This window comes from Flavobacterium sp. KH_001 (assembly GCF_057840745.1).
The window spans coordinates 2,524,453-2,549,152 of sequence record NZ_CM174520.1 but is presented as its reverse complement, the minus strand read 5'-3'; the positions used below and the strand labels follow the sequence as shown (position 1 = coordinate 2,549,152).

Annotated in this window: 19 protein-coding genes; 2 read left to right on the top strand and 17 right to left on the bottom strand. The window is 31.8% G+C overall.

Features of this window, described 5'->3' with window-relative positions; all coding sequences use genetic code 11:
- Positions 1 to 7: 7 nt before the first annotated feature.
- The 8 genes from AC3ITQ_RS10945 to AC3ITQ_RS10910 all read right to left on the bottom strand — a co-directional run bounded on the left by AC3ITQ_RS10945 (position 8) and on the right by AC3ITQ_RS10910 (position 10,547).
- On the bottom strand, positions 8 to 5,578 hold the full coding sequence (locus tag AC3ITQ_RS10945) for an Eco57I restriction-modification methylase domain-containing protein (protein WP_489238722.1): 5,571 nt from the start codon (positions 5,576 to 5,578) through the stop codon (positions 8 to 10).
- A 38-nt stretch (positions 5,579 to 5,616) separates the two neighbouring features.
- A complete protein-coding gene (locus tag AC3ITQ_RS10940) occupies positions 5,617 to 6,045 on the bottom strand; it encodes a hypothetical protein (protein ID WP_489238720.1) in 429 nt (142 codons plus the stop codon).
- Positions 6,046 to 6,056: 11 nt separating this feature from the next.
- On the bottom strand, positions 6,057 to 6,401 hold the full coding sequence (locus AC3ITQ_RS10935; protein WP_489238718.1) for a DUF4134 domain-containing protein: 345 nt from the start codon (positions 6,399 to 6,401) through the stop codon (positions 6,057 to 6,059).
- 138 nt (positions 6,402 to 6,539) lie between these two features.
- Positions 6,540 to 7,019 (bottom strand): hypothetical protein, encoded by a 480-nt coding sequence (locus AC3ITQ_RS10930; RefSeq protein WP_489238717.1) that lies wholly within the window; start codon positions 7,017 to 7,019, stop codon positions 6,540 to 6,542.
- 270 nt (positions 7,020 to 7,289) lie between these two features.
- Complete coding sequence (locus AC3ITQ_RS10925; RefSeq protein WP_489238715.1) at positions 7,290 to 7,838, bottom strand: hypothetical protein; 549 nt, start codon at positions 7,836 to 7,838, stop codon at positions 7,290 to 7,292.
- A 30-nt stretch (positions 7,839 to 7,868) separates the two neighbouring features.
- Positions 7,869 to 8,549 carry a hypothetical protein gene (locus AC3ITQ_RS10920; RefSeq protein WP_489238714.1) on the bottom strand — a complete coding sequence of 227 codons (681 nt, stop codon included), beginning with the start codon at positions 8,547 to 8,549 and terminating at the stop codon, positions 7,869 to 7,871.
- 111 nt (positions 8,550 to 8,660) lie between these two features.
- Positions 8,661 to 9,521 (bottom strand): helix-turn-helix domain-containing protein, encoded by an 861-nt coding sequence (locus AC3ITQ_RS10915; RefSeq protein WP_489238712.1) that lies wholly within the window; start codon positions 9,519 to 9,521, stop codon positions 8,661 to 8,663.
- Between the two features lie 294 nt (positions 9,522 to 9,815).
- Positions 9,816 to 10,547 carry a hypothetical protein gene (locus AC3ITQ_RS10910; RefSeq protein ID WP_489238710.1) on the bottom strand — a complete coding sequence of 244 codons (732 nt, stop codon included), beginning with the start codon at positions 10,545 to 10,547 and terminating at the stop codon, positions 9,816 to 9,818.
- Positions 10,548 to 10,901: 354 nt separating this feature from the next.
- Here AC3ITQ_RS10910 and AC3ITQ_RS10905 point away from each other — a divergent pair, with 354 nt between their 5' ends.
- Together AC3ITQ_RS10905 and AC3ITQ_RS10900 are read left to right on the top strand one after the other, a co-directional pair.
- Entirely contained in the window at positions 10,902 to 12,590 is a 1,689-nt protein-coding gene (locus tag AC3ITQ_RS10905) for a helix-turn-helix domain-containing protein (RefSeq protein WP_489238708.1), read from the top strand.
- 114 nt (positions 12,591 to 12,704) lie between these two features.
- Positions 12,705 to 12,881, top strand: a complete 177-nt coding sequence (locus tag AC3ITQ_RS10900) for a histone H1 (RefSeq protein WP_489238706.1) — start codon at positions 12,705 to 12,707, stop codon at positions 12,879 to 12,881.
- Positions 12,882 to 13,071: 190 nt separating this feature from the next.
- On the opposite strand, the gene AC3ITQ_RS10895 is transcribed toward AC3ITQ_RS10900, so the two are convergent.
- From AC3ITQ_RS10895 to AC3ITQ_RS10855, 9 genes are all read right to left on the bottom strand, one after another.
- Complete coding sequence (locus AC3ITQ_RS10895; RefSeq protein ID WP_489238704.1) at positions 13,072 to 13,620, bottom strand: hypothetical protein; 549 nt, start codon at positions 13,618 to 13,620, stop codon at positions 13,072 to 13,074.
- Entirely contained in the window at positions 13,613 to 14,080 is a 468-nt protein-coding gene (locus tag AC3ITQ_RS10890) for an N-acetyltransferase (protein WP_489238703.1), read from the bottom strand. The genes AC3ITQ_RS10895 and AC3ITQ_RS10890 overlap by 8 nt, the downstream gene beginning before the upstream one ends.
- A gap of 171 nt (positions 14,081 to 14,251) precedes the next feature.
- Entirely contained in the window at positions 14,252 to 15,928 is a 1,677-nt protein-coding gene (locus AC3ITQ_RS10885; protein WP_489238701.1) for a UvrD-helicase domain-containing protein, read from the bottom strand.
- A gap of 54 nt (positions 15,929 to 15,982) precedes the next feature.
- Entirely contained in the window at positions 15,983 to 19,108 is a 3,126-nt protein-coding gene (locus AC3ITQ_RS10880; protein WP_489238700.1) for an SIR2 family protein, read from the bottom strand.
- A gap of 315 nt (positions 19,109 to 19,423) precedes the next feature.
- On the bottom strand, positions 19,424 to 20,134 hold the full coding sequence (locus AC3ITQ_RS10875) for a hypothetical protein (protein WP_489238698.1): 711 nt from the start codon (positions 20,132 to 20,134) through the stop codon (positions 19,424 to 19,426).
- A 156-nt stretch (positions 20,135 to 20,290) separates the two neighbouring features.
- Positions 20,291 to 20,833 carry a hypothetical protein gene (locus AC3ITQ_RS10870; RefSeq protein ID WP_489238696.1) on the bottom strand — a complete coding sequence of 181 codons (543 nt, stop codon included), beginning with the start codon at positions 20,831 to 20,833 and terminating at the stop codon, positions 20,291 to 20,293.
- A 105-nt stretch (positions 20,834 to 20,938) separates the two neighbouring features.
- Positions 20,939 to 23,059: a DUF262 domain-containing protein gene (locus AC3ITQ_RS10865; RefSeq protein WP_489238694.1), complete on the bottom strand. Its 2,121-nt coding sequence runs from the start codon at positions 23,057 to 23,059 to the stop codon at positions 20,939 to 20,941.
- 155 nt (positions 23,060 to 23,214) lie between these two features.
- Positions 23,215 to 24,069, bottom strand: coding sequence for a hypothetical protein (locus tag AC3ITQ_RS10860; RefSeq protein ID WP_463477024.1), 855 nt, complete (start codon positions 24,067 to 24,069; stop codon positions 23,215 to 23,217).
- A gap of 267 nt (positions 24,070 to 24,336) precedes the next feature.
- Positions 24,337 to 24,558 carry a helix-turn-helix domain-containing protein gene (locus AC3ITQ_RS10855; RefSeq protein ID WP_463477025.1) on the bottom strand — a complete coding sequence of 74 codons (222 nt, stop codon included), beginning with the start codon at positions 24,556 to 24,558 and terminating at the stop codon, positions 24,337 to 24,339.
- Positions 24,559 to 24,700 lie beyond the last annotated feature (142 nt).

Below are 24,700 nucleotides of genomic sequence, written 5' to 3'. Positions count from 1 at the left end.
CTTTATTTTAAAATTTCATCCTGCTGCTGCGTCTCATTTCTGAAAAAGAGCGCTCCTGCCATTTATCACTATTGCTTTCTGCCGCTTTGAAACCCTGTGATTCTTCACTGCTTTTTACTGGCAGTTGAATTACCGGAGTTGTATCCGATAGTTTTGTTTCATTACTGAGACTAGCCTCTTGCGGATTGGCTTCTTTCAATTGGTTCTCCTGAATTTTCAGGGCTATTTCCCTTTCCAGACTAGAGAGATCGCTTTTCATTTTTTGAAGCTCATCTTCCTGACTAAATACTCTTGTGGTTAATTGTTGTAATTCCGGCAGTTGATTTTCAATATCATTCAGGGACTTTTGGTATTTAGACCTGAGATGTTCCACCTTATCAATGGCATTTAGAAAATGGCGGGCTGCCAATTTTGGATTGTCCACATTTGGAGTTCCTCCATTGGAAGTATATTTAATACCATCTTCAAAACGTTGTGCATAAAAGCTGTTGGAGTAACGGTACTGGTACAAACCATCATTTTGATAGGCTTCACGTTCTCTTTTTATATAGAGTCCAAAATCATATAACTTCCCAATTTGTTTGGCCTGGTTTTCTCCTTCTGGAGGTTTCCAGTTTTTATAGAGCAGGATAATTTCTTTGCCGATACTTTCTGGATCTGCTGTCTTGCAGTCATACAACTCTATAGGATTTGCTTTGGAACCATCAGGTTCATACTTCAGATTGTTTTTGTAAAAACTGTGATCAGAAGTTAGTTTGTCCAGTGTTTTAGTGGTGATTCCTTTTTCCTCCATTAGGTATTCAACCTGATATTTAGTTCTGGAAATTTCCTTGTAATGTGCTTTTTTAAGGCTTTCCATTACCGTTACTTTTTTCTCCAATTTTGATTTTTCCAGTAATGAAGTATCACCTGATAATACTGCGATATATTCTGAAAAGTTCATTCCACTTTGCTCGTCCATGGCTCCCTCATCAATAGTCCTCACATTAAGTTCACAGTTTTTCATCTGACTGATAAAAGTCTGTTTGTTCTTCAAAAGGTTGAATTTGTAATTGTCCAGGGATTGCTCTGTGGCATAGATGAAGTTCTTTACTTTATTACCATAATGCTGTTTGGCGACTTCATTACCTTGTCTGCTGCCTCGGCCATTGCGTTGTCCCAGATCTGATGGTCTCCAGGGAATATCCATATGATGCATCGCCACAACACGCTTTTGCACATTAAGCCCGGTACCTGCTTTTTCTGTACTGCCCAGAAGAATACGTATCTCACCTGTATTCATTTTAGAAAACAACTCCGGTTTCTTCTTATCGGTCCAGTCGTGTATATAGGTAATCTCATGAGCAGGGATATTAAAATCCCTTACCAATTTTTCTTTAAGTGCATCATACATATTAAAGGCATCCGGCTTGGGTGTCCCGATATCCGAAAAAACAATCTGGGTGCCTTTATGCTCGATGGAAGCCTGATAAATTTCAACCAGATTTCTGGCGCATGTATTGACCTTATTATTCGGATGATCATCATATCTTTCATTTATCAGCCTCATATCGGCAGCCATTTTTTTAGCGTAATTAGTAGCTATAAGCATCCTGCCTTTGTCTTCCTGCGAGGTAAGAGGCGCCCTGCCGATAAGTGTCGCATTACCTGTTTTGGCAAACTGCATGAGCTGGGTAATGAACTCGGTTTGTTCCGGTGTCGGGCTGACATTGATAAGTCGCTCTTCAATTTCAGGTTTGTCCAGATCAATATGTTTGGCTGTTTTGTAATCGGTTATCTCATTATAAAACAGTGCCAGTTCCGGAACTTTAATAAAATGGCGAAAACGCTCCTTGGCAATAATTTCATTAGTGACAGAAAACTCAAAATCAGTTGTTTTTCTGGCAAAAACAGCTGCCCATCCATCAAAGTTTTCAATATGCTGGCGTTCCATTTCTTTAGGTCGCAGGTATTTGAAAAGAAGGTACATTTCGGTAAGACTATTGGATATTGGAGTACCGGAAAGAAAAGTTACACACAGATCCGAATCGAATTTTCCCTGAAGCGTGCGTACCGCAAATAACATATTAAGCGCCTTTTGGCTTCCCTGCATATTTCCAATTCCGGCAACACGGTCATGACGGGTAGTGAAAGTCAGGTTTTTGAATTTGTGAGATTCATCTACAAACAAATGATCGATACCCATTTCTTTAAAGTTGATACCGCTGTCCTTTTTATCTTCTATATCTTTCAGCAGTGTTTTTAGTCTGCCGTCCAGATTATTTTTTCGTATTTCAAGACCCTTTAATATTTTCTTGGAGATATCGCCTCCCAAATCTCTGGCCGTATCAAGGTCCCGTTCTATATTATCCAGCTCATTTTGTAAGATCTCTTTTTGTATTTCGGGTGACTGCGGAATTTTACCAAACTGATCGTGGGTTAAAATGATACAGTCCCAATTGTTATTTTTAATCTCATGGAAGAGTCTCATTCTTTTGGCCGGAGTAAAATCATTTTCACCAGGTGCTAATATTCGTGCATTGGGATAAGCCTTGCGATAGGTTGCTGCAATTTGATTTACATTGGCATTCAATGCCAGTATTGCAGGCTTATGAATAATTCCTAATCGTTTCATTTCATTGGCAGCCACAATCATGGTTAATGTTTTTCCAAGCCCAACCTCATGATCGATTAATGCACCACGGTTCTGAATAATACGCCATGCCGCATTTTTTTGAGAGCTGTACAAGTCATCAATCTCCAGGGCTTTTTTATCCAAGCCCGGAAAGCTCAGATGATTTCCATCATATTCGCGCAATACGTAACAATTGAACGTATTGTTATAGAGACTCTCCAGTTCATTTTTATCGCTTATTGGCAATTCCTGCAGCCACTCAATAAAGCCATTACGGATGTTTTCAATTTTTTGATGGGCAAGCTGTATGGCTTCATTATCGGGCAGTCGGATGGGTTTGCCACCAGTGCCCTCAATTTCATAGGTAAAAAAGGGAGCCGTATTTTCGAGGGCATGTTCCAATATCGTGTAACCATAAGTGGTTCTGCCGCTTTTGGGAGTCACCGAAAATTCTCTGTCTATTTTGGTATTATGTCCTGTACTTACTTTAAAGGTATCCAGTGATGGGAAATAATTAATTTCAGTTGGCTGGTCAAATAATTTTCCGGCAAAACTTTCATAGTATCGGTTGGGAATCCATCGCTCGCCCAGATTGAAATCGAGTAATTCAAAAGGGATACGCTCCGGCTGTACTTTTTCAAGTGCCTGCAATCCTTTGTAGTATTGTGTGTTTTCAGGGTATAGCTGCACAGCCTGTTTAGCCTGTTGTAACTTTTCTACAACATTGCCGCTTAAATAGAGGTCTGAAGTTTCCCAATTCTGATCTGTAGGATTCAAATAGATATGATGGTTCAGACGTTCTATAACCTCGTTTTGTTCAAGTCCTGTTGCAGCAGTTATAAATCCTAAGTCAACAGCTCCTTTTTCATTCAGACTTCGGGCCAGCGCCTCAACAGGATCATCTGTATAATAGCGCTCTTGCTGTTTTACTACAGATTCTATTAAAATATCCGACTTCACATAACGTTCGCCTTCTTTGCGTTCCAATGAAGAAAGAATGGTGAAACCAAAAGCGGAATCCTGCATGATTAACCTGCGATTCTCAGCGCTGTTCAAAATACCATAGTGAGAAACAAATTTGGTATACTGCTCATCTAGATTTTTCCGAATCTCTTCACTGCCAGCTTTATCTGATTGCTCTTTCTCAAACAATTCCACATAATGATCCCGAATAGCAATATAGGAATCATAGAATTTCAGATTGCCTTGTGATACTAATGGTTGGAAAAAGGCTTGTTTGTGCTGCTCATTGATATCACTGATAATTCCAACGGATTCTCCAACTCTAACAAGAGTACCTTCTGTGTAAAAAGATTTCAATGAAGTAACTTCTTCATAAAGTCTTTTTTCAAGGTTAAAAGCAGGTTCAAGGGTTTTATCTCCTTCATAAATATACTTGTGATTATAGTATTGAAGGGTATTGGATAAAGCCAATAACTCATGCGGCAGTAATCCGCCATTCATCCAATTGGCTGAAAAGCCATCGATTTCTTTTACATTGGAATATAATTTATACAGGTATCGATTGGTCTTAATTTGTTTAGCAGTGATAAGCAACACATTTTCATGTGAGGGATTATCATTTGTGCGTATGGTACTGAGTATTCGTGCTGTTTTTTTATCCACTACAGTTTCATCAAGCTCGTTGATGTAATCCATAGCACGGTTGATATTCTCTGCAGGCACAGTATCAAACAAGCCAAGCTGGACTGAAATACCACTTGCTTTACTCTCCGGCATGGGCAAATAAGTGAATTTTTGTCCGATTGCTTCAGCGGGCTGAACGATCGCCGTTTTTTGAGCCTGCTCAAAGCGTTCAAGGTTAAAGTTTTCTTTTAATCCTTTGGCAATATTTTCTCCAAGGTGGTTTCCAATAGAATTAATATCACCGTTTTGTCTCACACTTTGATGCGCCTGTCCGTATTGGTTTTTACCGGCTTGTATTTCATTCCCAATGATGAGCTCTTCTCTATTATGCAGATATTTATTAATACTGTACTTTCCAAATTCATTTGCGAGTTCAACGGTTTGAAGCAGCTCATTTTCATTATCAGACAGCGTTTGTTTATGCTCGTTTTTCTGAACAATAAGCAAATGATTAGGAGCATCGGTATTTCCGGTCTCCTTCATCAGGTTATCAGGCATAACTGCTACACTCACAAAATCTGCATTTTGAAAAAGATATTCTCGTGCGCTCTGATTGGAAGGACTGTTTAAAAAACCGTCTGTTGTAATATAAGCCATAAGACCGCCATCAGCGAGTTTGTCCAGTCCTTTTGCAAAGAAGTAATTGTGAATTTTCCCTGAAATGGCTTTGTCAGGATAGTCCTCGTCGTAAACTGAAAAATTACCAAAAGGAATATTGCTGACCACAAGATCATAACTGCCGTTATCATTTGTTGGAGCTTCTTCCAGTCCTATTACATGTGTCCTATTTTGGGTTGAAAGTGTACTGTTTAATGCTGAAAGCACCAGTCCGCTTAATTGGTCTTTTTCCACAGCAGTAATTTGTTCCAAATTTGAAAATGCATTGTCTGCTTCGGTGATAAAAATGCCTGATCCTGCTGATGGCTCGTATAATCTTTTAGGGTTAATACCTTGTTCTTCCAAAGCAGTGTACAAAGTTTTAGGTACAATTTCCGGCGTATAAAATGCAGTAAGGACACTATTGCGAAGTGAAGAAACAACTGAATTATAATCTTTTTCAGAATAGTGTTTCTGAAGTATTGTGTGCAGTCGTGTCATTTCAGGATGCAGCTTCAAATCTTCTTTTGTAGCACCCGATTTTGTCCAGTCTTCAATAGTACCATGTGGGTATAACACAGCCTTGATACCTCCGAAGCCGGCATATGCCTTAAGCGCGTCAACTGCTTCTGCCGATAAAGCATCACCTTGCTGCCATTGCATTGCAATGGTAATCGCCTTGATATTGGCACTTAGTTTTTGGGATAGATTGTAAGCCATAATTACTCCTTTTCATACTACACATTGCTATAAATAGCTCAATTCAGATAGTCAGTAATCTGACCAATAAGGGCATTTCTTAAAGTGGGGTCTTCTTCATTTTCTTTAGTAAAACCAATGGTTTCAAAAACGGGCCTGCAGTTTTCCATAAGGTTGATTACCTCATAGGTCAGGATACCTGATTCCTGAAAAGCAGTATAGGTTTTCTCAAACTCATCCGAAAGAAGGGAGCGGATATATAAAAACCGGGAAGGTTTCAGATCTTCGGTAAGTACATTGAGACAGATTTCTTCGATGATATATTTAGGTGTACCATCAGATAACATATCGTCCAATATGGATTTTACACTACTTATTTTCTCATTGAGATAATCCAATACACTATAATCTTCCTGTAGTGTAAACATCAAATCTGGATTGTTATGGATAATGTAAAACCATAACTTTTCTTTGAGTAAATCTTCCATAACGATTTGTTTTAAATCCCAAAGAAGGATTTGATTACAGTAGCCACTACTACCAGAAAAACACAGCTTCCAAACCAAGCTGCAGCTACTTTTCCGGTATCAGGATCACCTGCGTTCCATTTTTGATATACTTTCACAGCACCGATGAGTCCCAATAGTGCTCCTACGGCATACATCAGTTCCGTTCCTGCATCAAAATAACTTCGTACTTGTTGGTTGGCTTCATTGATTCCTGCCAGACCATCCTGGGCATATGTTTCATAACTGATCACAAAAAGGATTTGTACCAGAAGCATACAGATACTATTTGTTCTTTGCTCAATAAACTTTTTAAAATTCCTGTTCCATTTTTTCATCACTCATTATTTTTAAAGTTTAAAAATTCAGATAAAAAACGGAGGTGTAGCCGCTGTCGCAGTTCCACTTTCCTGTTACATATGCCATACTGCGCCGGGATGGACAGGGGCGATTCCTCCGTTAAATTGTTTTAGAGTTTATTCCCAAAGGGCTTCTGCTTCCTTCTGGGTTAAAGTAATTGATTCGAGTTTCTCACATTCTGAGACTATCAGTTCACTTATCGAAGAATTAAAAGGGGAATTTTTCACTGAGGGGAATTCTCTTAGGAGAAGCTGCAGATAATAGGTAAATTCTTTTTTGACTAATTTTTTCTTTGCTGCATCTGTTATAAAACTTTTTAATCTGGCCACCAAAGTATCAACGTCCTGAAAGGTGGTGTCAAACTCTCCGAAGGAAGTTTGGTTTGAAATCAGTTCAGGAGAATCCTGATCTTTTAATTCGGGTTCAATATCTTGGTAATTTGGATTTTCAAATCCACGGAATTGAAGTTTCCGCTTTCCTGATATGACTTCTTTGAGGTCATCAAAATAAAATCGAAATCCAACAAATAAATACCAGCTTGCCAATAGCAGAATAACTACAACCATGTAATTACCCCATGAAATGTTTGTAAACATACCTCATCATTTTATCGTTCTACATTAGTTCTCACAATCCCGGCAAATGGATAATTCCAAACCAGGTTCTTCATCATTACAAGGCAAAGAAACGATAGAGATAAAACTGATACAAGTACAACTTTTTGTTGTACCCCAGTTGTACCCCATTGAACCCCCAGTAAAATCAAGAATAAAAAATTAAAAAAAATGGAAGAAAAATAAAAGCCTCCCGAGTGGGGAGGCCAAATTGATGATGAAATAGATTATTTTTGAATCGTTGATCCTATTCTAATAAGATAAAAATTCAAGTTCTGACTTTTTATCCATGAGCTTCCAGCCATTATCGTTTCGTATAAAATAGACTTCATGATTGAGTGTATCTTTCAAACCATTTTTAATAGCAACAGCAAAAACATTCTTTCTTCGAATTGTAGTATATTCTACAATTGCTTTATTACCGGAACTCATCATCCTTATTGCTGCAATTGCTCCAAATTCTTCATCAGCTACTTTTACGCGCTGTATTTTACTTATTTTATCATCTGCTGGTGTATGTAGTAAGTACGGTTTTGCTGCAGGAGTAAAACTAACAAAAGCCGTTGTATCGCCAAATTTTCTGGTTTGAAGTACCTTCACAAATCCTTTTTCTACGAGTCCTGATTTAAAAATGGTATAAGCATGTGTGGGATCACCGCAGAAAATATCATGGCCTACAATAGTAGGGTAATGATTTTTTTCCAGAATAAGGGCAGTAGCCAAATTCTCATCCAGTTTTTTAGGCTGACAGCCTGTGATTATTAAAATCACTGTAGTTAAAATATAAGATAGCTTTTTCATGTTTTTAAATTTTAAATTAGTAATATTTAATTAATATTCTTTGATCTGTTTGATCATGCGTTCCAATGTTTCAATAGCTATCTGCTTATCCCTTTCTTCAAAAACATAAGCTTTGCTCCGCATGGCATTATAAGACAGATCTGCTTTGTTTGGAGTGGAAAGAAAAGGAACGATTGTTTTGAATAAATGATTCATCGATTTTGAAATAAGAATTTTTAATTCATCTGATGCCCTTAATATTAAGGCCGTTTGATCGGTTGAAAGTTTACATAAAACTTTACCAGAAAGCCCATTCATTACTATAGGACTATTTGTCTTCCTTTCAACAATTTGAAAAGGTGCAGTTAAATAGTTTGCGAATCTTGATTCTACAAAAATTATTAATTCATTCAAACAGGATATTAAAGTAGTTGTTACTTCTTTTAGAGTATCCCTGTGTAAATCATTACTATTATTTATTTCTGTGATTTTATCTAAAAGAAATAGTAATGTAGAATAATAATTTCCAACTAAGATTTTTATCTGTTTCTCTTTAGTAAGTGAAAAAACCTGTATAGTAAACTGTGACTGAATAAAAAATGTTTGTTCATTCGCTTTTTCAATAATCTCTCTTGATTGAATTGGAGAAATCAGAGTAAGGTCCGTTTTGTTGGGATTAAGGGTTGAAGTTACCGTTAAGTCCATCCATTCTAAAAGATAGGTTTGAGTCATTTCTTTTACTTTTATTTAGTAAATATTCCTCCCGACTTACAATCGACAGTACTCTAAATCAATGCTTATAGAACATTCTTAACCCGGTCAAAACATTTATTATATTAGTATTTAATTGAAGTTTAATCGTAAACGGTATTCAGAAGGAGACAGGGAAGTATGCTTCTTAAAAAAAGTACTAAAAAAAGAAGTATTGGCAAATTTCAGTTCTTCTGAAATATATAAAATGGTTAAATCATTATTTTGAAGCAAGATTTTGGCCTCCAGAATGATTGCATTTTCAATGCATTGTTTCGCTGTGATCTCCGTAACCTGTTTGACAGTTTTAGTAAGATGCCCTACAGTAACATTTAGGATATTTGCATAGAATTTTACACTGTGTTCTTTTCTGCAGTGTAGTTCTAATAACCTAAAAAAATGCATAACTATTTTTTCATTTCCAGTATGTTTGACATTATCATACCAAGATGACCGATAATATATTACAGCAAGTTCATAAAGGAAAAGATTAAAACTCAAAAGCAATGTTTCCTTTTTCAAAATATTCTTATTTGAACTTCTGACCTTACTATTGATTAATTTAAGGAGATCTACAAGTAATCCAATTTCTTTATTTTTGAGAAAAATCTTGGAAGTATTTTTTGCAACAAAAAATTCAAAATATCCTATGTGCGGCCATCTTATACTATTAGCAAAAGCAAACTCTGATGAGAATGAAAGCTGGCATATTTGCAATTGATTGGTCATTATCAAAACTTCACAGATAGACTTTTTTGGAATAACGATTAGTTCATTAATAAATAAATGAATCTTTTTACTGTTGATCAACAGGCATACTGCTCCGGAATTTATAATCAAAACGGTAAATCGATTCAATATAATTGATTCTTTAAAAGCAATTCTGGAGGTGAACGTTTCAAAGATGTAGACTTGTAAGCCTGATGGGTTATATTTTGATTTTAGAGATGCCAAAATAAGCGCTTTAAAATGTTTAATTTAATTGTTCTAGTAAGTACTACTTATCGAATAATCTGGCCATCAATGAAACGCAAACGAACAATAAATTTGAAATGCCGTTTACAAAAAATAGATATGCCAATTTTCTGGGAGAATCAGTTTTTATCCCGCCGTCGGTTAAATAGCCTATTATTTCATCATAGGATAATAGATCTATGATGAAATAAAGGCTCACAATATTGAAAAGAATCAAAAACACGCAATACACATATTGCAATTGTTTTTCAATCGACTCAGTTATATACATAACTATTGCGTTAGGAGATTTTGAATTATGAGTCCTGTCACTATTGATTTATTAATCGCAGTTGAAGAATTTGCTACTGCACCCTGTACCGCTCCAACACGATTTCCAACAGAAGCTTCCCAATCCTTATCTTTACGTTCTTTAGCATAATACGATGAATATCTTGCGATAGAGGAAGTCGTGAGAATAATCCTCTTATCCTCATTGCTAAACTGTGTGTTAGATATAACGGACGCCTCGAATGAGATTATGGATTGATGAATGATAGCATATTCATTAGTTTCCCATAACAGTATAGAATCCATAAAGTTGGAAAGAGAAATTTTAGCGGCATTTGTCATTGAGGAATTTACAATCGCTTGCTCTAATTTTATTTGAGGACCATCGACAGTTTCTTGAATTTCCTGAAAGTTGCAGGGAAGACTTGTTGCCATATTTAATAGATTGTTATTCAGAACCGAGATAGAATCTACTTTTTGGCTGATTTGAGCAATCGTATTGAAAGTATAATTTCCAGACAAGTAAACATCAAGGATGTCATTATGTATTTTACCTGCTATGTCATATTCATTAGCCGGATTTTCAGGACTCAGGTTCTGAAGCAGTTTTGCCGTTTTTTTAGATTTATTTTCAAGAAGACCATCATCTAAAATTTTAGTATTATCAATACTCTCACTGGTACAAGAAACAAGTAGTGATGCTAAAACAACTAGCAATAATAAAAGATTTTTCATGATTAAAAGTGTTAAATGTAAAGACTGTTTTTTTTCAGTCAGTTCATTTCACCCGGGTTAGCAGAACTTTAATCCGGCACGATGCCAAATGTTTTTTGCTATTGAATTCAAGACAAATCTAGAAGTAGAATTTTTGATTTGCAAAACGTTGTATGTGGATTTTCCGAATTTAGGATATCGATTTTCCGAAAATCGACATACCTTTTTTAATCAAAACCACACTAATTATCAATGTATTACGTTATTAATGATGCTGTTTTAAACAAAACACAATATTATATTTACTCTATAGTGTTTTTAGCTGATAAAAATGCATTTTCATTTCAAATAATGTCTCATTTTTTAATTTAACTTATGATTAAAAATTATATATTATTAGCAATTCTTTGCTTTGGAAATCAATTGTATGCGCAGGAAATGGAATCGAAAATTTCCGATACGCTTCAAAGAAAAAATTATGATTACCTTTTTGAACGTATAGAAGCTACGGCTGAGGATAAAATAAAACAAGCATATTATCTTCAATACTTTTTGAACAAGGCAAAAACGGATAAAAATTCCAAGGAAATTGTAAATGGATATAAAAATTATTTATTCTATTCTCCTGAAAAATTAAAATTGGTATATGCTGACAGTATGATTTATACTGCTAAAAAAGCCAATTATAATGCTCTTATTGGCTCTGCTTATCTTTCAAAAGGAATTGTTTACTATGGACAGAAAAAACATAAACATGCTCTTGATAATTATCTTGCAGCCGATAATTATATTTCGAAAACCAGCGACAAGTATCTAACTTATAAAGTTAAATATAATATTGCAGGTGTAAAGTATTATCTCGGATTCTATGATGAGGCAATTTCTCTTTATAACGAATGTATTGATTATTTTAAAGAAAATAATTCAAGAGCATATTTGAATTCATTGCATTTACTTGGTTTGTGTTATAACAGGGTTGGTAATTATGGCTTGTGTTCTGAAATAAATGAAAAAGGTATTCAGGAAGGAATAAGATTAGACAATAATGAAGTGAAAGATTACTTTATTCATTCAGAAGGCATCAATCAGTACTTTAAAAACAACTATGCAGAAGCTATAAAAAAAATTAATTATGCGATTCCATCCATAAAGAAAAATAAAGATTTTGGTAATGAGTCTGTTGGATATTTTTATATTGGTAAAAGCTACTGGAATCTTCACAAACCTGAAATAGCTTTGCTATATTTTTTTAAAGTTGACAAGATTTTTGATGATAAAGGGTATATACGTCCGGATTTACGGCAGAACTACGAATTACTATTAAAGTATTATAAATCTAAAAAAGATCTTCATCAACAGCTCTATTATACGGATAAGCTACTAAAGGCAGACAGTATATTAGACAACAAGTTCATCTATCTTTCCGGCAGAGTTCACAAAGTGTATGACACGAAAGTATTACTAAAAGATAAGCAGGATATTGAAGATTTGTTTAATAAGAGGAAGTATAATGATTTCATTTTTACTGGTATCGTATTAGTATTATTTTTAATCGTATCATTCATTGCTTACAGGCATATCAGAAATAAGAATATCTACAGGCAAAAATTTGAGGAATTGATGGCAAAAAATGAGGCAGTTTCTAAAGTGGAAGTCAAAAATGTAAGTAATGGAATTGGAAATATAAATAAAGATACTATTGCAGATATACTTAAGCAATTGGAAAAATTTGAAAAGGATAAAAAATTTCTAGTAAAGGACCTGACTTCCGCAAAGCTTGCCGCTACTTTCAATTCCAATCCAAAATATTTATCACAGATAATTTATCAATACAGAGGAAAGAAATTTGTGAAATATATCGCTGATCTTAAAATCAATTATCTAATAAAGTTATTAAAAGAAGATAGTAAAATAAGGAAATATTCTAATAGTGCATTGGCTGAAGAAGTTGGCTTTAGCAGTACTAAAACATTTACTCAGGCTTTTTTTGCAGAAGCTGGCTGTCCAACGTCTTATTTTATTGAAGAACTAAATAAGATGTCTCAGGAAAATAAGATTCTTTGAATAAATAATTCCTATAATAATTATGAATTAAAAACGTTTTTAATTTTTGCAGCAAAGTTGCAATATAACAAGCAAAGTTTTATTTTCGCTGCCTTAATTTAATAAAAACATATCATGAAAGATTTAGTAGCTAAAATAAACGCCGAAATCGAAACATTTAAAACAGAATCGGATTTACTAATTGAAAAAGGTGTTAAAGCAGCTGGAGCGAGAGCTCGTAAATCAACTTTAGAAATTGAAAAACTATTAAAAGAGTTTAGAAAAGTTTCTATCGAGGAGTCGAAAAAATAATTCAATCTTTACTTTACTTAAAAAGCCTTTCCGATTTTTCCGAAAAGGCTTTTTTTGTAATAAGTAAATTTATTATGACTCTTGTAATAGATCTTAATAAATCTGTAAGTAATTTTAATCTCTGAGATTCTAACGTTAATAAAAGTAACTCAATTAGAACTTAAAAGAATAATTGCTATTATCTGTTTGGTTATCGGCTGTTATCTACAGTTTCTAACTTTAGAGATTCACTAAATTTTACATGCTTTTCAATTTTTGGCCTCCATTTGTCTTGTGTTGACATAGTATCGCAAATTTTTTCATGAAAATAAACCTGAAACCATGTCTTTTTATGGAACTCACAAACATTCTGATATGTTTTTTCAGAATGTATCATTAACTTCAGAATAAATTCTTCTTTAGGTTCTCTGTGATTGTTTATGACTTGACTTAAACTTACTGGAGTTATATCAATATCTTTTGCAAAACTACTTCTCTTATTGTAAATAGTATCAATATATGCCGATAAGAATTCTGAAAAATAGTGGTGATTATCATAAGTCGGTTTGCTTATATAAGCTTCCATTTTTAATTTTAATTGTAATAGTTTGGCACGAATAACCTGATCTATGGGTAAGTTTTTAATTCGTTGTAAACGTGCTTCCATTAAAGCCGCTCCATCAGTATCACGTTCTGAATTTGATTTGTATCTTGAATCTACTCCAAATTCAATATCTTCAATATTTACTTTCTTATTCATTATCGTATGTGTTTATCAAGTTTAAAATTTCCGGAACCTCAAGACTCAAAGTCATTCCGGTTATATTCATATTGTATTTGTCGATATAATGCTGGGCAATATTACTTTTTGGTTTGAGTGATACGCAGGCTAACTCTGCATATTCTGCTACTGCAATTTTCGCAGCATGGGTAATTAAGTTTGCAGCAATATTGTCAAATATCTTATTTGAACCTTTATTTTCTAATGAAACAGTCAGAAGCCTAATATGGACTCTCCATTCCTCGGGTATTCTTTCCAAAGAAATAATTCCTAAAATATCATTTGAATTGATAATTTTTAACTTATAGATTTCGTAAGCCCTTTCAGTCTTCCAATCGAAAAAAAAGCGTTTTTTATCTATAGACTTAAAATCAATATCTTCTACTGGCAGAATTTCTACATTGTAAATTTTTCCCGAAGAAGTTTCTTGAATTGTCATTTCACAAATTTACAAATAGTTTACTTAAAACGGAAACATTTATTGTTAAGTTTACGTTTTTGGCAAAATATCAGGTGACTTGTATTTACTAACAATTTAAGTAATTTTGCTCCTATGATACGTCCTGTTTTTTTTTAAATGTTCCGATGCTAGAACAGATGCAGGGGAAAATTAATCCGAGCTTTTAATATCAATCAATGAAGGTTGATCTAAGATTGCATCTTGTAAAACAAGAGTGTCATTTTTATCAGGAGGGCTTTCTGTTTGGTAAAGATTGACTTCCGCTCTTGTAATAGCAACATATTTAAGACATTTTTCTTGATATAATTGCCATTCTAACATGTTTTCTTTTTTTATGGGCAGTTCATTATAACCAATTATAAAAACATTTTTTTTCTCCAATCCCTTTGATCGATGTATTGATGATAGTATCACAGAATCTTCATCCTCACAATTCATTAAACTTTCAATATAGTCAAATAAATCATTTAGTGTTTTTGCATTTTGGTTATGAAAAAAACATGATTCAAGGATATTAATACTATCTCCTAGATTTTCCAGTTTTTCATAATTAGCAGGATTATTGCCTAATTTATTTTCAGCAATCTTATATATCTTTTGTAAGTGATCAGGTAACTCTTCATAATATTTTTCACTATATAGTTTATTATTATCAATTATATCTTTTAGAGATTTAAGAATTTCTTTTTTACCAATGATTTTACATTTGATATTATGACATAAAAGTTTGAAAACTACTTCAAACAAATTACAATTCTGTCTAGATAATACAAAATCTCCTTTTTGTACATATTTAATTATATCATCAAATTTTATTTTTATTATACTAGATTTAAAAGAGTTAGTAGTAGTAATGTCAGGTCTAATCTCTTGTGCTAATTTTACGATATCGCTTGAACACCTAAAGCAATTTGTGAGTTTAAACATTTTAGGGTTATATAATGTTTTGATGTTGTTAAAAGATTCAGGCGAAGCTCCTGCAAAACCATATATTGATTGAAATGGATCTCCTACTGCAAAAAATCTTCCGCCTTTTTTAAGATATTTAGTTATAGTTATTAATTGTGCGTTTGATAAATCTTGACATTCATCAACAAATACAATATCAAATTGATCAGGTGAACTTAATTTAAACTCACATGGTAAGAATATCATATCAGCATAGTCGTAAATACCTAATAATTTTGCTTTTATATTTCCCTCTCCTATGGCTAACTCAACTAATTTTCTGTACAATTCAAGTAATTGAGTGTTTTTCTGATCAATATCAATAGCATATTTTTCTACTAATCTTTGAAATGAACTTTCACCTTTTGCATAGCTTAATGTGTATCTTAATAAATCAACAAGTCTGTAATAATTTGAATAAAATGTCTTATAAAATATATCTGGCTCTTCTTGTTTCTTCTCTTGGTAATATATAAATTTTATTTTCTCAAAATACTTTGTGAATTTTGTTTCCTCAACATAGTTATTAGACTTATTTTTTCTTAATTGTTCATTTAAAATATTAAAATATTTTGACTTATCAAGGTTTGGACTTCTAGTAAATATTTCAAAATGATATTTTAGGATACTAAGTCCTAATGCATAAGTAGTTTTAACAATCACATTTTCTTTATTGACTGTTTTTTGTTTAATTTCTTCTTGAATTTTTTTATTAAAAGCGCAAAATAGAATTTTGTTTTTTTTATCAATGTAATCTATACCATTTATTATTGTACTAGTTTTTCCTGACCCTGCTACTGCATCAATCATACCATTTTCTTTTCCATTTTTAAAGAAGTTAAAAATTTGATTTTGTTCAATAGTTGGTTTAAAACTCATAGCTTTACTCAATTATGGTAATTATTCTATTTAGATTATCTAGCTAATATTTTTTTAAATGAAATATCTGTAGTCATATTCAACTTTATCTCTGTTTTCTATTAGTTTACCAATTTTAGCTATTTTATTGGAAGAATCAATAGTTGCGGGCATTTGTGAATACATATTTAAAGAGTTCCAATTCATTTTGGTAAGCCCAAGTATTTCATTAGCGATTTGTTCTAAACTACCTACTCCATAGTGTTTTATTATTCTTAATGGTTTAGGAATGTATCTTCCACCTGGATAAAAATTGTAACTAGGATTTTTTACAGATGGAATTACTCCATGTGCGTAAAGTAATGCTTCTTTTTCATTTAAAAGAATACAAGTCCCTCTTGAAACAGAATATCCATCAATTTTGGCTTCACGATTGTATATTTTACTTGATACATACCTTATAGTATCTTCAAAATTGATTTCAATTAAATCTATATTTTCAATTTTCTTATTGTCGTGAAGGCTATCTAAAATTCCTTGTTTTTCGTCTTCTGTATAGAAAGTTCTTTTATGGATGACAACCCTTTTAGGTACTTCATTCATTGATTCATAAAATAAATTAATTACATTTTTTCCAAACTCGTAAGCATCATCATAACTTAAATGTGGTTTCTTTTTAATCCATTCTATTTTGTCATTAACTTTTGATAATTTATACTTTAATCCTTCCCCATTTGAACTATAAATGTGGCTACAGCCTAATATAATATGTCCTTTATCTTCTTTTTTACTCTCTACACTATAACCTATACCAGCAAAAGCAGTTTTGTTATCAGTATTATCGATTACCCAAGGAGTTCTAAATGACTTAACGAAATAGGATAAAGAAAGCCACCAATTTATTTGGCACTCTAAATTATTGTCAAGTATTGTTTTTTCCCTGATAAGTTGAGAAGTTACTTTTTTTTCTGTACAAAAAGCTTTAATGTAGTCATGTAAGTCAAATGATTCAACTGCATCATTGTAATGAACAAAATTGTCCCATCTTTTTGGAATAAAAATCACTATTGTTTTTTGGCCTCCAATAGAACATAACTTATTGATTTTGTCACAGATATTGTTTTTTATTTCATGAATGATTTCTTTAGAATCTCTGCTAACTGGTTCATTCGTCATCTCCCAGTTAGGGGATGATGTGGTTGGTATATTAAGGCTAAGTCCATAAGTATTATGAAATCCTTTGTAATCAATAACATATTGATCTTTAATATTTACATTTTTAATTTCTTGATTCTGTTTATTTAAAAATGTATAAAAATTCTCTGAGTCTTGCTGTGGACAAACAATACCCAGATTGATAGTTGTATTTTTTAAACTACTTAATCCTTTATCAAAAGGGCTATGATTGACAAGTCCTCTCATAGGATGAGTCTCTTTAACAACTTTATCGCCATTTTGACTAGAAAATAACAAGTTAGTTTCCTTAAATTGAACACCCTTCAATTTTATCATATTTATAGGGATATTATGTTCATTAGTATAGTTACTATTCAAGTCATCAATGTTAGTAAAAATAGGGTTTTTAGAAATTTTGAATACAAATCCAGTACCCGAATTCAGAGGAAGTTCATAAGATGTAGTCTCTAATATTTTTTTTCTCCAAATATTAATGTAATCGTTAAACTTGTCATTGTAAATTTTGTGAAAGAATTCCAAGCCAACTTGCTGATTAATATCATTGGGAACATTATCGTCTGCCAATTGAAAATCAGGATTTAGAGATAAGTAGGATTGTTCTTGAATTTTTACAAGATCAATTTTTATCGCATTATATACCTTTTGGTTATGAACTGTTTTATAACTTGATTCATCCCAGATTTTGCTTCTGAAATCAGTTTTTAAATTGTATGTTTTGGAAAAAAGTTTACATAAGGATGAGAGCAGTAAGAATTTTATATTGTGATTATATAATCTAATATCCGTAAGAGGTTTCCTCTGTATTTCTCCTTTAATTATATCTGCAAACTTTTCATATACGTTATTAGCAGTTCCAAAAGCCCAAATATCTTTTTCAAAAGGAATAGCTGAGATTTCATAATCACTTAACGTTTTTTCTTTTACTAATTCCCATGGGTTTTTGTCAAAAGTAGCATTGAAAACAAATATTTCTTTTGGAAATGTAATGGGAAATAGGTTGCTTTTTAATACTTTGTTTATTCTTTCAGGGTTCAGTGTAAAAGGAGTAGTTGTATTTTTATTAATGATACTCTTTTTTAACTCTCTAAATTCTTCTTTCAAATTATCATCATCTTCAATAACATGCTTAGTAAGATTTAACATTGTATTATCAAATCCTTCTGTAGAAACATAGAAAGCACTTCTTCCTTTATCTTTTATAAATTTCAAAAGCTCCTTAACTTGATTAGATGGACTATTACCGTAGCCACACCAAAATAAAATTCCGGCACCAGGTTTTGAGTAGGTTTCTTTTAAAGATTCCATTAACGAATTATCTCGACCGCTATATCCAATAACAATTAGATTTTTATCAGATAAATAATCGAGTAATTTACTTCTTAAAGTTTCATCCTGATTTTGCAATTCTTCGGATGTGTTTTTTAGATCTCCATATTTAAAATCCCCATGAAGTTTTATAATAGGTAATTCATTTTTTGATTGATTTCTTTGATTGATTCTATTTACTGTTTGTAAAGAAATATCGATTCCTTGTACACCGCCCCCAATGCAAGCTACATTTACTAAGTCATCAAAATTGGTAGTCCAAATAGAATCTAACATGCCTTGTTTTACCAATAATGGAATAGCTCTATATCCAACAGAAGGTTTTTTATTAGCACATATTTTTTGAAAGTACTGACGCCTATTTTCATCAATTGGAAAGCACTTCTTAGCATAGAATGAATATTCCTCTATATTATCCTTTTCAGGATTATTACCCTGATTATCCAGCCATTTTTGAATTACATCTTGTGTTTTAGGGCTTTTATAGTTTTCAATCCAGTCTTGAGTATTTGGATTATTACTTTTATAGATAATTTTTTTCCACTCCCAAATACAATCGTACGCTGATTGAATATCCGAAGTTATTGAGCAACCTGCACCTATAAGCATAGAATATGTGTTGTCCTTGCTAATAGAAACCGATCTTAGAAATTCATCAAATTTTAAATGGCTAATCATTTTTTTGTGGTTTTTAGGGATAGTTTGTCTTTTGGATTGAAAAGACAATATAAGATAATTTTCAGAACATTCTTATGATTATCTATATTGCCTAAGTAAATATTTTGTGTAGGTATTTCCACTATGAGCATTAGAAAGACTCTTTTTAAAGTAAAGACAAATAAGAAATATAAAAAATTAACTAAGTAAGAATTTGGAAATAAAGTAGAATATTATTAACCACTATTTTCGGATTTGCCTAATCATCTCAAATGCAAAACGAACTTCCCATTAAGCTAATTGCCTAAATTAGGATATAGCTGTTAACAGTATTACTTATTTCAATATTTCAATTTTGTCTGCTCTAAAACTATATAAATAAATTTTGTCAAATTTTGTTTTAATTTCTGAATAATCAATTCTATCAAATCGATGAGATGAAGCTTTCGTTCCGAAGTCAGAAACTAATAATAACCAATTTTCATGAAACTCTTTTTGGTATTTTTCAATATTTTTTTCTTTATTTTTAATCACTTCCTTTAGCCATTCCATATCTATCCAATCCACTAAATAGGCACCGAAGTGTTGCCAATTACTAAAATTCCGTGTATTGTCAACAGAGAAACTTTCAATTAATTCTGACACCCTTGCTTTTCGTTTTTTAGAATGAATTATAAATTCATAGTTCTTATTACATAAATATATATTTTCAATTAAAGTAAAAACTTCGTCTGTATATTTTTGTTCTGCTACTTTTCCAGATTTGAGAATGATATTATTAAAAGTCACTAACAAATACAATTTTGCAGAATATTTTTCCTCAAATTTAATCCGAGCATTTTTTATTATTCGTTCTCGATACTGCTCAACTTTTTTTAAATATGGATTTATCAATCTCGTATGTTCGATTGAAATTAATTTTTTATCAATGTTGGCAATGAAATCAGGTGTTTCAGAATCCTCAATTCCATAAACTAAAAGTTTAAGTTTTTCATTTGAGATAAAACTTGTCAAATGATGCCTTTCAATTTCCTTTTTTGTATTCAAATTTTTTGTGTTTTAATAATAATACAGCTGAGTTCTGGGACTACAACAAGTTTGCTTAAATTAATCCATATTAGTATTTTCTAAATCATTCCAAGTGCAAACCAACTCCAAATTAAGTATCAAAATCCCAAACTTACCAAACGATTTTTGCAGTACTTACTTTATATTAAACTCAGGTCTCAAATTTGGATAATTTTTTGAATCACTTATTTCAATATACATTTTTTGAGGTTTTTTTGGTAATGGACCAATTATAACTTCATCAATATTTTTATTTCTAATAACTTCGAAAGTTCTATGTCCTTCAAATTTTTCAGTTTCGATGACTTTATCTCCTTCTACTGAAATAAATCTCCAGCGATTATGATATTTACCATAAAGATAAAGTTCATTGTTACTCAATAAATCTTTTTCTGAAAAAGCATTTGATTCTGTTAGTTTTGCTAAAAGCTTATTGTCAATTTTTGCTTTGACAAAATAAGCATCTTCTTTTTTGTATTCAACTCCATCTCTCCAATTATTTGGATAATAATGACAACAATATTCTAATTTCTCTTTTTGAGAATTAGTCAAATCATTGAAAGTTAAAATTTCAGCATTTTGTATAACATTGTTAAGGTCAATTTTAGGAACTTCTGATTTCCCACAACCAATAAAAAATTGAATGAATATTATTATATTTAAATATAATTTTTTCATTTGTTTAACATTCTTTCGTTAAAGACTATTTCGTTATTCTTCGCGATAATTATTGCCAGACAGCTTTTAATACACAGTAATTTTTATATTGATCTATTTTTCGGCTTAAGTTTTGTCTGAGTCTGTGACCATAAAATCTAAAAATAATAACTCTTTTTTTGAGTGTTCATTTTCAAATTTAATATTCCATCTTTTCTCCATAAACTCTATCAAACCCAATCCACGTTTTAAAATACTGTCGGAATTCCATTCATCATAAGATGAAACTTCAATTTCTGAATGTGACCCGTCAGAATACCCTTGTCTAATTTTTTCGCCTCTTTCGTTGTATCTTGGTTTTTTCTTGTCAAAAAAACTGTCGTTTTGTAAACTTGAGTTTATACTTTGCGATAAAGGAAGTAAATTCCCTAATGTCCCTTGCAAAAAGTTCAATTCACTTTCTTTATAACCTTTAAAAGATTTTTTCCAATCTTTATTGTCAGGTGTTTGTGGGTAAATATGTTCAATTGAAACTTTGTCTTTTTCTCCTTTAACAAATAATTTCCAGTCTATTTTTTGGCTTCCTCTATGTCTTACTTTTTCCATTTCATACTCATACAAGAAATATCTTAAATCGTTCCAATAATAAAAACCGCCACCAATTTTAAACTTCTTGTCTATGAATTTTTGAAAATAAGTGTAGTCAAAGAAGTTTTCTGTTGAATCTTCTGGTGTGTAAAAACAATAGCTCATTCTATCTTCAAGACGTTTGGTTATTTCGTCAATTGTTAATTCATTATTTCTAAGTTGTCGTGCTGCTTTATAAAATTCGCTATTTCTATAAGTTGAAAAAGCACGACTTAATCTAAACGTAATAAAAATAAATCTTTCAATTGCTTTGAAAAGTTTAACTCGTTGGGTTGAATCAATTTCATTAGAAAGGAACGAAACAGTAACAAGTGGTCTGAAATAAATTATACCTATTCGATTTAATCTGTCTATCCATAAACTTTCTGTATTTGTTAAATCAGGATTGTTTACTGGATTATGAGTATTATACCAATGAACGGCAGCAGATTTTAAGCTATTAACGTAATCTTCAATCTCTTTTGGAGAAAGTTTAGAGCGAAAAACAACTATTTCTTCACTTTCATTTTCTTCAATTTCTTCTTGGTCATTTTCTTCATCTTCTTTTACTTCTTCGATTTCTTGTAATGAAGTAACTTTTACTTCAGTCTTAGCATAAATATTTTGAGGTGTAAATTTTTGCTCTAAAAGAAAACGAATGTAATCATCACCTTTTTCTCTAGAGTATTGAAAATACATAATCCAATGAGCAACAAGAAAATCATCATCGTTTAGTGGATTTTTTTTGTTTCTACCAAGTTGATAATAAACTTCTTTCCAAGAATCATTAATTTTTTCACGAAGTGAAAAACGTTCGTCAGCTTTTAATTCGGTCTCCTCATATAGTGTTGAAAGATAGATAAGTCTATTTTTTAATAGTTCAAGGTTTGATAATTTTTTACCTCTATTATTCATTGTTTCAAAGGCAACGAATACGTCAAAATCATCACTAATTTCATAAACGTTGAACATTAGATTTTGTGTGAGTTTTTTAAATAAAATTTCAATTTCTAATATTCCGTATTTTTCATAGTAATTTTCTAAGTTTTCAACAAAAAATCTTTTAGCATTTTCAAGATTCAAAGTATAAAATGTCTCTTGAATAGTTCCACTATTTGGTTCGTTAAAGATTCTGTATTTTAAAAATTTGAAACTTGGATTATCTACTTCATAACTGAATTTATAAGTGCTAATTATGAATTGGGGTGGTTTTTGAATAACCAAATATTCTTCTTTTATAGCTTTGAGGCTAAAAGAACCTAGATAAATATCATCTTCTTTTTTGTCTTTGTTTTCGGGAATAGCTTTTAATAGTTCAGAAATTGCTTGTATGAAAATCACAAAAGTTGTTAGCCTTTGTTGACCATCAACAACGTGAAACGGTTTGTAACCTCTGTCTTCTAACAGCCACCTTTCGTCATTCCAGTTGTTCCAAACATTTCGTTCAACTTTTTTTAATGATAAAAGCCCAGTATAATGAAATCTATCGCTAGGAAGATTTACCACGTCTTCCCAAAAATCTTTCAGTTGTCTTTCTGCCCAAGCATAACCACGTTGATAATCTGGAATTTTAAAAATTCTATCCTTGAATATGTTTTTTAATGATTCTAATTCGTTCATTTTAAGTTTGAATGTTTATGTTATTGGTGTTACTACACGTAGTATCGTTTGGCGAAATTGGGAACTTCTTAAACGCTAAATTTTTCACAAAGAAAAATTCTTGCAAAACTTGAACTTGATACAAAATCCGAAATATTGCAAAACCGGCCTAGTAATTATTCCCTACATTGGTAAACATCCCACCATTGTTGCATTTGACGTGTTGGTAAATTCCCGTTTAAATTTTTAATTACCTTAAGTTCTCGGCATATACATTCTTTGAGGCCGTCAGAATATCTATCAAGTTGATTTGGTGTAATATTTAGGTTCGACACAGAATCATTAAAATCATTCCAGCAAACTTCAACCCTTGATCTTAATGTTCCCAAAATTGGAGTCGGAATTAAACTTTCAAGTAGTAACCCTTCATCAACTATTCCTGTACTATTCGTTACTTGATTAAATTGTTGAAGTTGATCTTGTACTTGTATAACATTTCTTGTTTCTCGCCACAGATTCAAAGTTTGAAATCCTACGGATAACACTCCTGTAATAAATTGTCCTAATCCAAAGTCCATAATTTCTGATTTTTCGTTAAAATATTTTGAAAATAATCGATTTAAAATTTTGCGTTGTACAAATGGTAAATATTCTTCATAGAAAGTTGCTGCTCTAATATTCGTCAAACGTCCTTCTTCGGAAGGTATTTTAATTATGAATTGTTCAGTTACAATCCATCTGATTGGAATAGAAAAATTATTCCAATCTGAAATATAAGAAGGATCTAAATTGTTTTCGATGAAGTATTGAATAAAACTTTGCTCAACAACTCCAATAGCCTTGACTCTAATATTTCTAGATCCTGGGCGGTTCGCTTTTAAGTAAATTATGTCTCCAACTTTAAGCGAGGAAACCGCCTCATATATATCTTTAGCTGATAAATAATTCCATCCAACAATAAAATTTTTGTTTTCGAAGAAATGGTCTTTCATTTCCTCATCCCAAACAGATCCAATTCCAAATATTGCCATATATTATTGCTGTAGTTACTTGATTATTACACACAACTTACTTATATCTGCCATAAAATGACTTCAATAAATCTAGTTACGTTTGGATTTGTGTCACTTATTTTAATTTACCAAACATACAAAACCGCTTTTACTCTATTTTACGGTTTTCCACAATAGTATTTAAGTTGCAAAATAATTCTTTTATTAATGAAGAGTTTACCGTATAAATACCTGTTTTTAAATTCAATTGAGCATAAAAAAAGATGCTTAGAGCATCTTCATATTTTATAATCCCGTTAATTTAAAAAATTCTGATAGTTTCAAATTTTTTGCCTCACAGATCTTATTTATGGTTTCAAAACTTATATTGTAATTTGGATCATTTTTTATACTTCTGACCGTTTTTTCATCAATATTATGTTCTACAGCAAAAGAACTCTGGGATTTAGCTTTACTAACCCATTCATCCTTTATATAGTCAACAATAATACGGTTTGTACTCTTCATCTTAACAAAGTAAATCCCAAGAGGATAAAATAATTCGGATTTAAATCCGAATTATGAAATATTTTGTTATATTTGTTCATAATAAATTATATTTGCGACTCTTCATATAAAAATATTTGAAGCATTCGCTTTGAATCTCGTT

What these genes read in the sequence shown, in the direction of transcription:
- AC3ITQ_RS10945 (WP_489238722.1), bottom strand. Translation starts at nt 5,578, where the DNA reads ATGGCTTACAATCTATCCCAAAAACTAAGTGCCAATATCAAGGCGATT.
- AC3ITQ_RS10940 (WP_489238720.1), bottom strand. Translation starts at nt 6,045, where the DNA reads ATGGAAGATTTACTCAAAGAAAAGTTATGGTTTTACATTATCCATAAC.
- AC3ITQ_RS10935 (WP_489238718.1), bottom strand. Translation starts at nt 6,401, where the DNA reads ATGAAAAAATGGAACAGGAATTTTAAAAAGTTTATTGAGCAAAGAACA.
- AC3ITQ_RS10930 (WP_489238717.1), bottom strand. Translation starts at nt 7,019, where the DNA reads ATGTTTACAAACATTTCATGGGGTAATTACATGGTTGTAGTTATTCTG.
- AC3ITQ_RS10925 (WP_489238715.1), bottom strand. Translation starts at nt 7,838, where the DNA reads ATGAAAAAGCTATCTTATATTTTAACTACAGTGATTTTAATAATCACA.
- AC3ITQ_RS10920 (WP_489238714.1), bottom strand. Translation starts at nt 8,549, where the DNA reads ATGACTCAAACCTATCTTTTAGAATGGATGGACTTAACGGTAACTTCA.
- AC3ITQ_RS10910 (WP_489238710.1), bottom strand. Translation starts at nt 10,547, where the DNA reads ATGAAAAATCTTTTATTATTGCTAGTTGTTTTAGCATCACTACTTGTT.
- AC3ITQ_RS10905 (WP_489238708.1), top strand. Translation starts at nt 10,902, where the DNA reads ATGATTAAAAATTATATATTATTAGCAATTCTTTGCTTTGGAAATCAA.
- AC3ITQ_RS10900 (WP_489238706.1), top strand. Translation starts at nt 12,705, where the DNA reads ATGAAAGATTTAGTAGCTAAAATAAACGCCGAAATCGAAACATTTAAA.
- AC3ITQ_RS10895 (WP_489238704.1), bottom strand. Translation starts at nt 13,620, where the DNA reads ATGAATAAGAAAGTAAATATTGAAGATATTGAATTTGGAGTAGATTCA.
- AC3ITQ_RS10890 (WP_489238703.1), bottom strand. Translation starts at nt 14,080, where the DNA reads ATGACAATTCAAGAAACTTCTTCGGGAAAAATTTACAATGTAGAAATT.
- AC3ITQ_RS10885 (WP_489238701.1), bottom strand. Translation starts at nt 15,928, where the DNA reads ATGAGTTTTAAACCAACTATTGAACAAAATCAAATTTTTAACTTCTTT.
- AC3ITQ_RS10880 (WP_489238700.1), bottom strand. Translation starts at nt 19,108, where the DNA reads ATGATTAGCCATTTAAAATTTGATGAATTTCTAAGATCGGTTTCTATT.
- AC3ITQ_RS10870 (WP_489238696.1), bottom strand. Translation starts at nt 20,833, where the DNA reads ATGAAAAAATTATATTTAAATATAATAATATTCATTCAATTTTTTATT.
- AC3ITQ_RS10865 (WP_489238694.1), bottom strand. Translation starts at nt 23,059, where the DNA reads ATGAACGAATTAGAATCATTAAAAAACATATTCAAGGATAGAATTTTT.
- AC3ITQ_RS10860 (WP_463477024.1), bottom strand. Translation starts at nt 24,069, where the DNA reads ATGGCAATATTTGGAATTGGATCTGTTTGGGATGAGGAAATGAAAGAC.
- AC3ITQ_RS10855 (WP_463477025.1), bottom strand. Translation starts at nt 24,558, where the DNA reads ATGAAGAGTACAAACCGTATTATTGTTGACTATATAAAGGATGAATGG.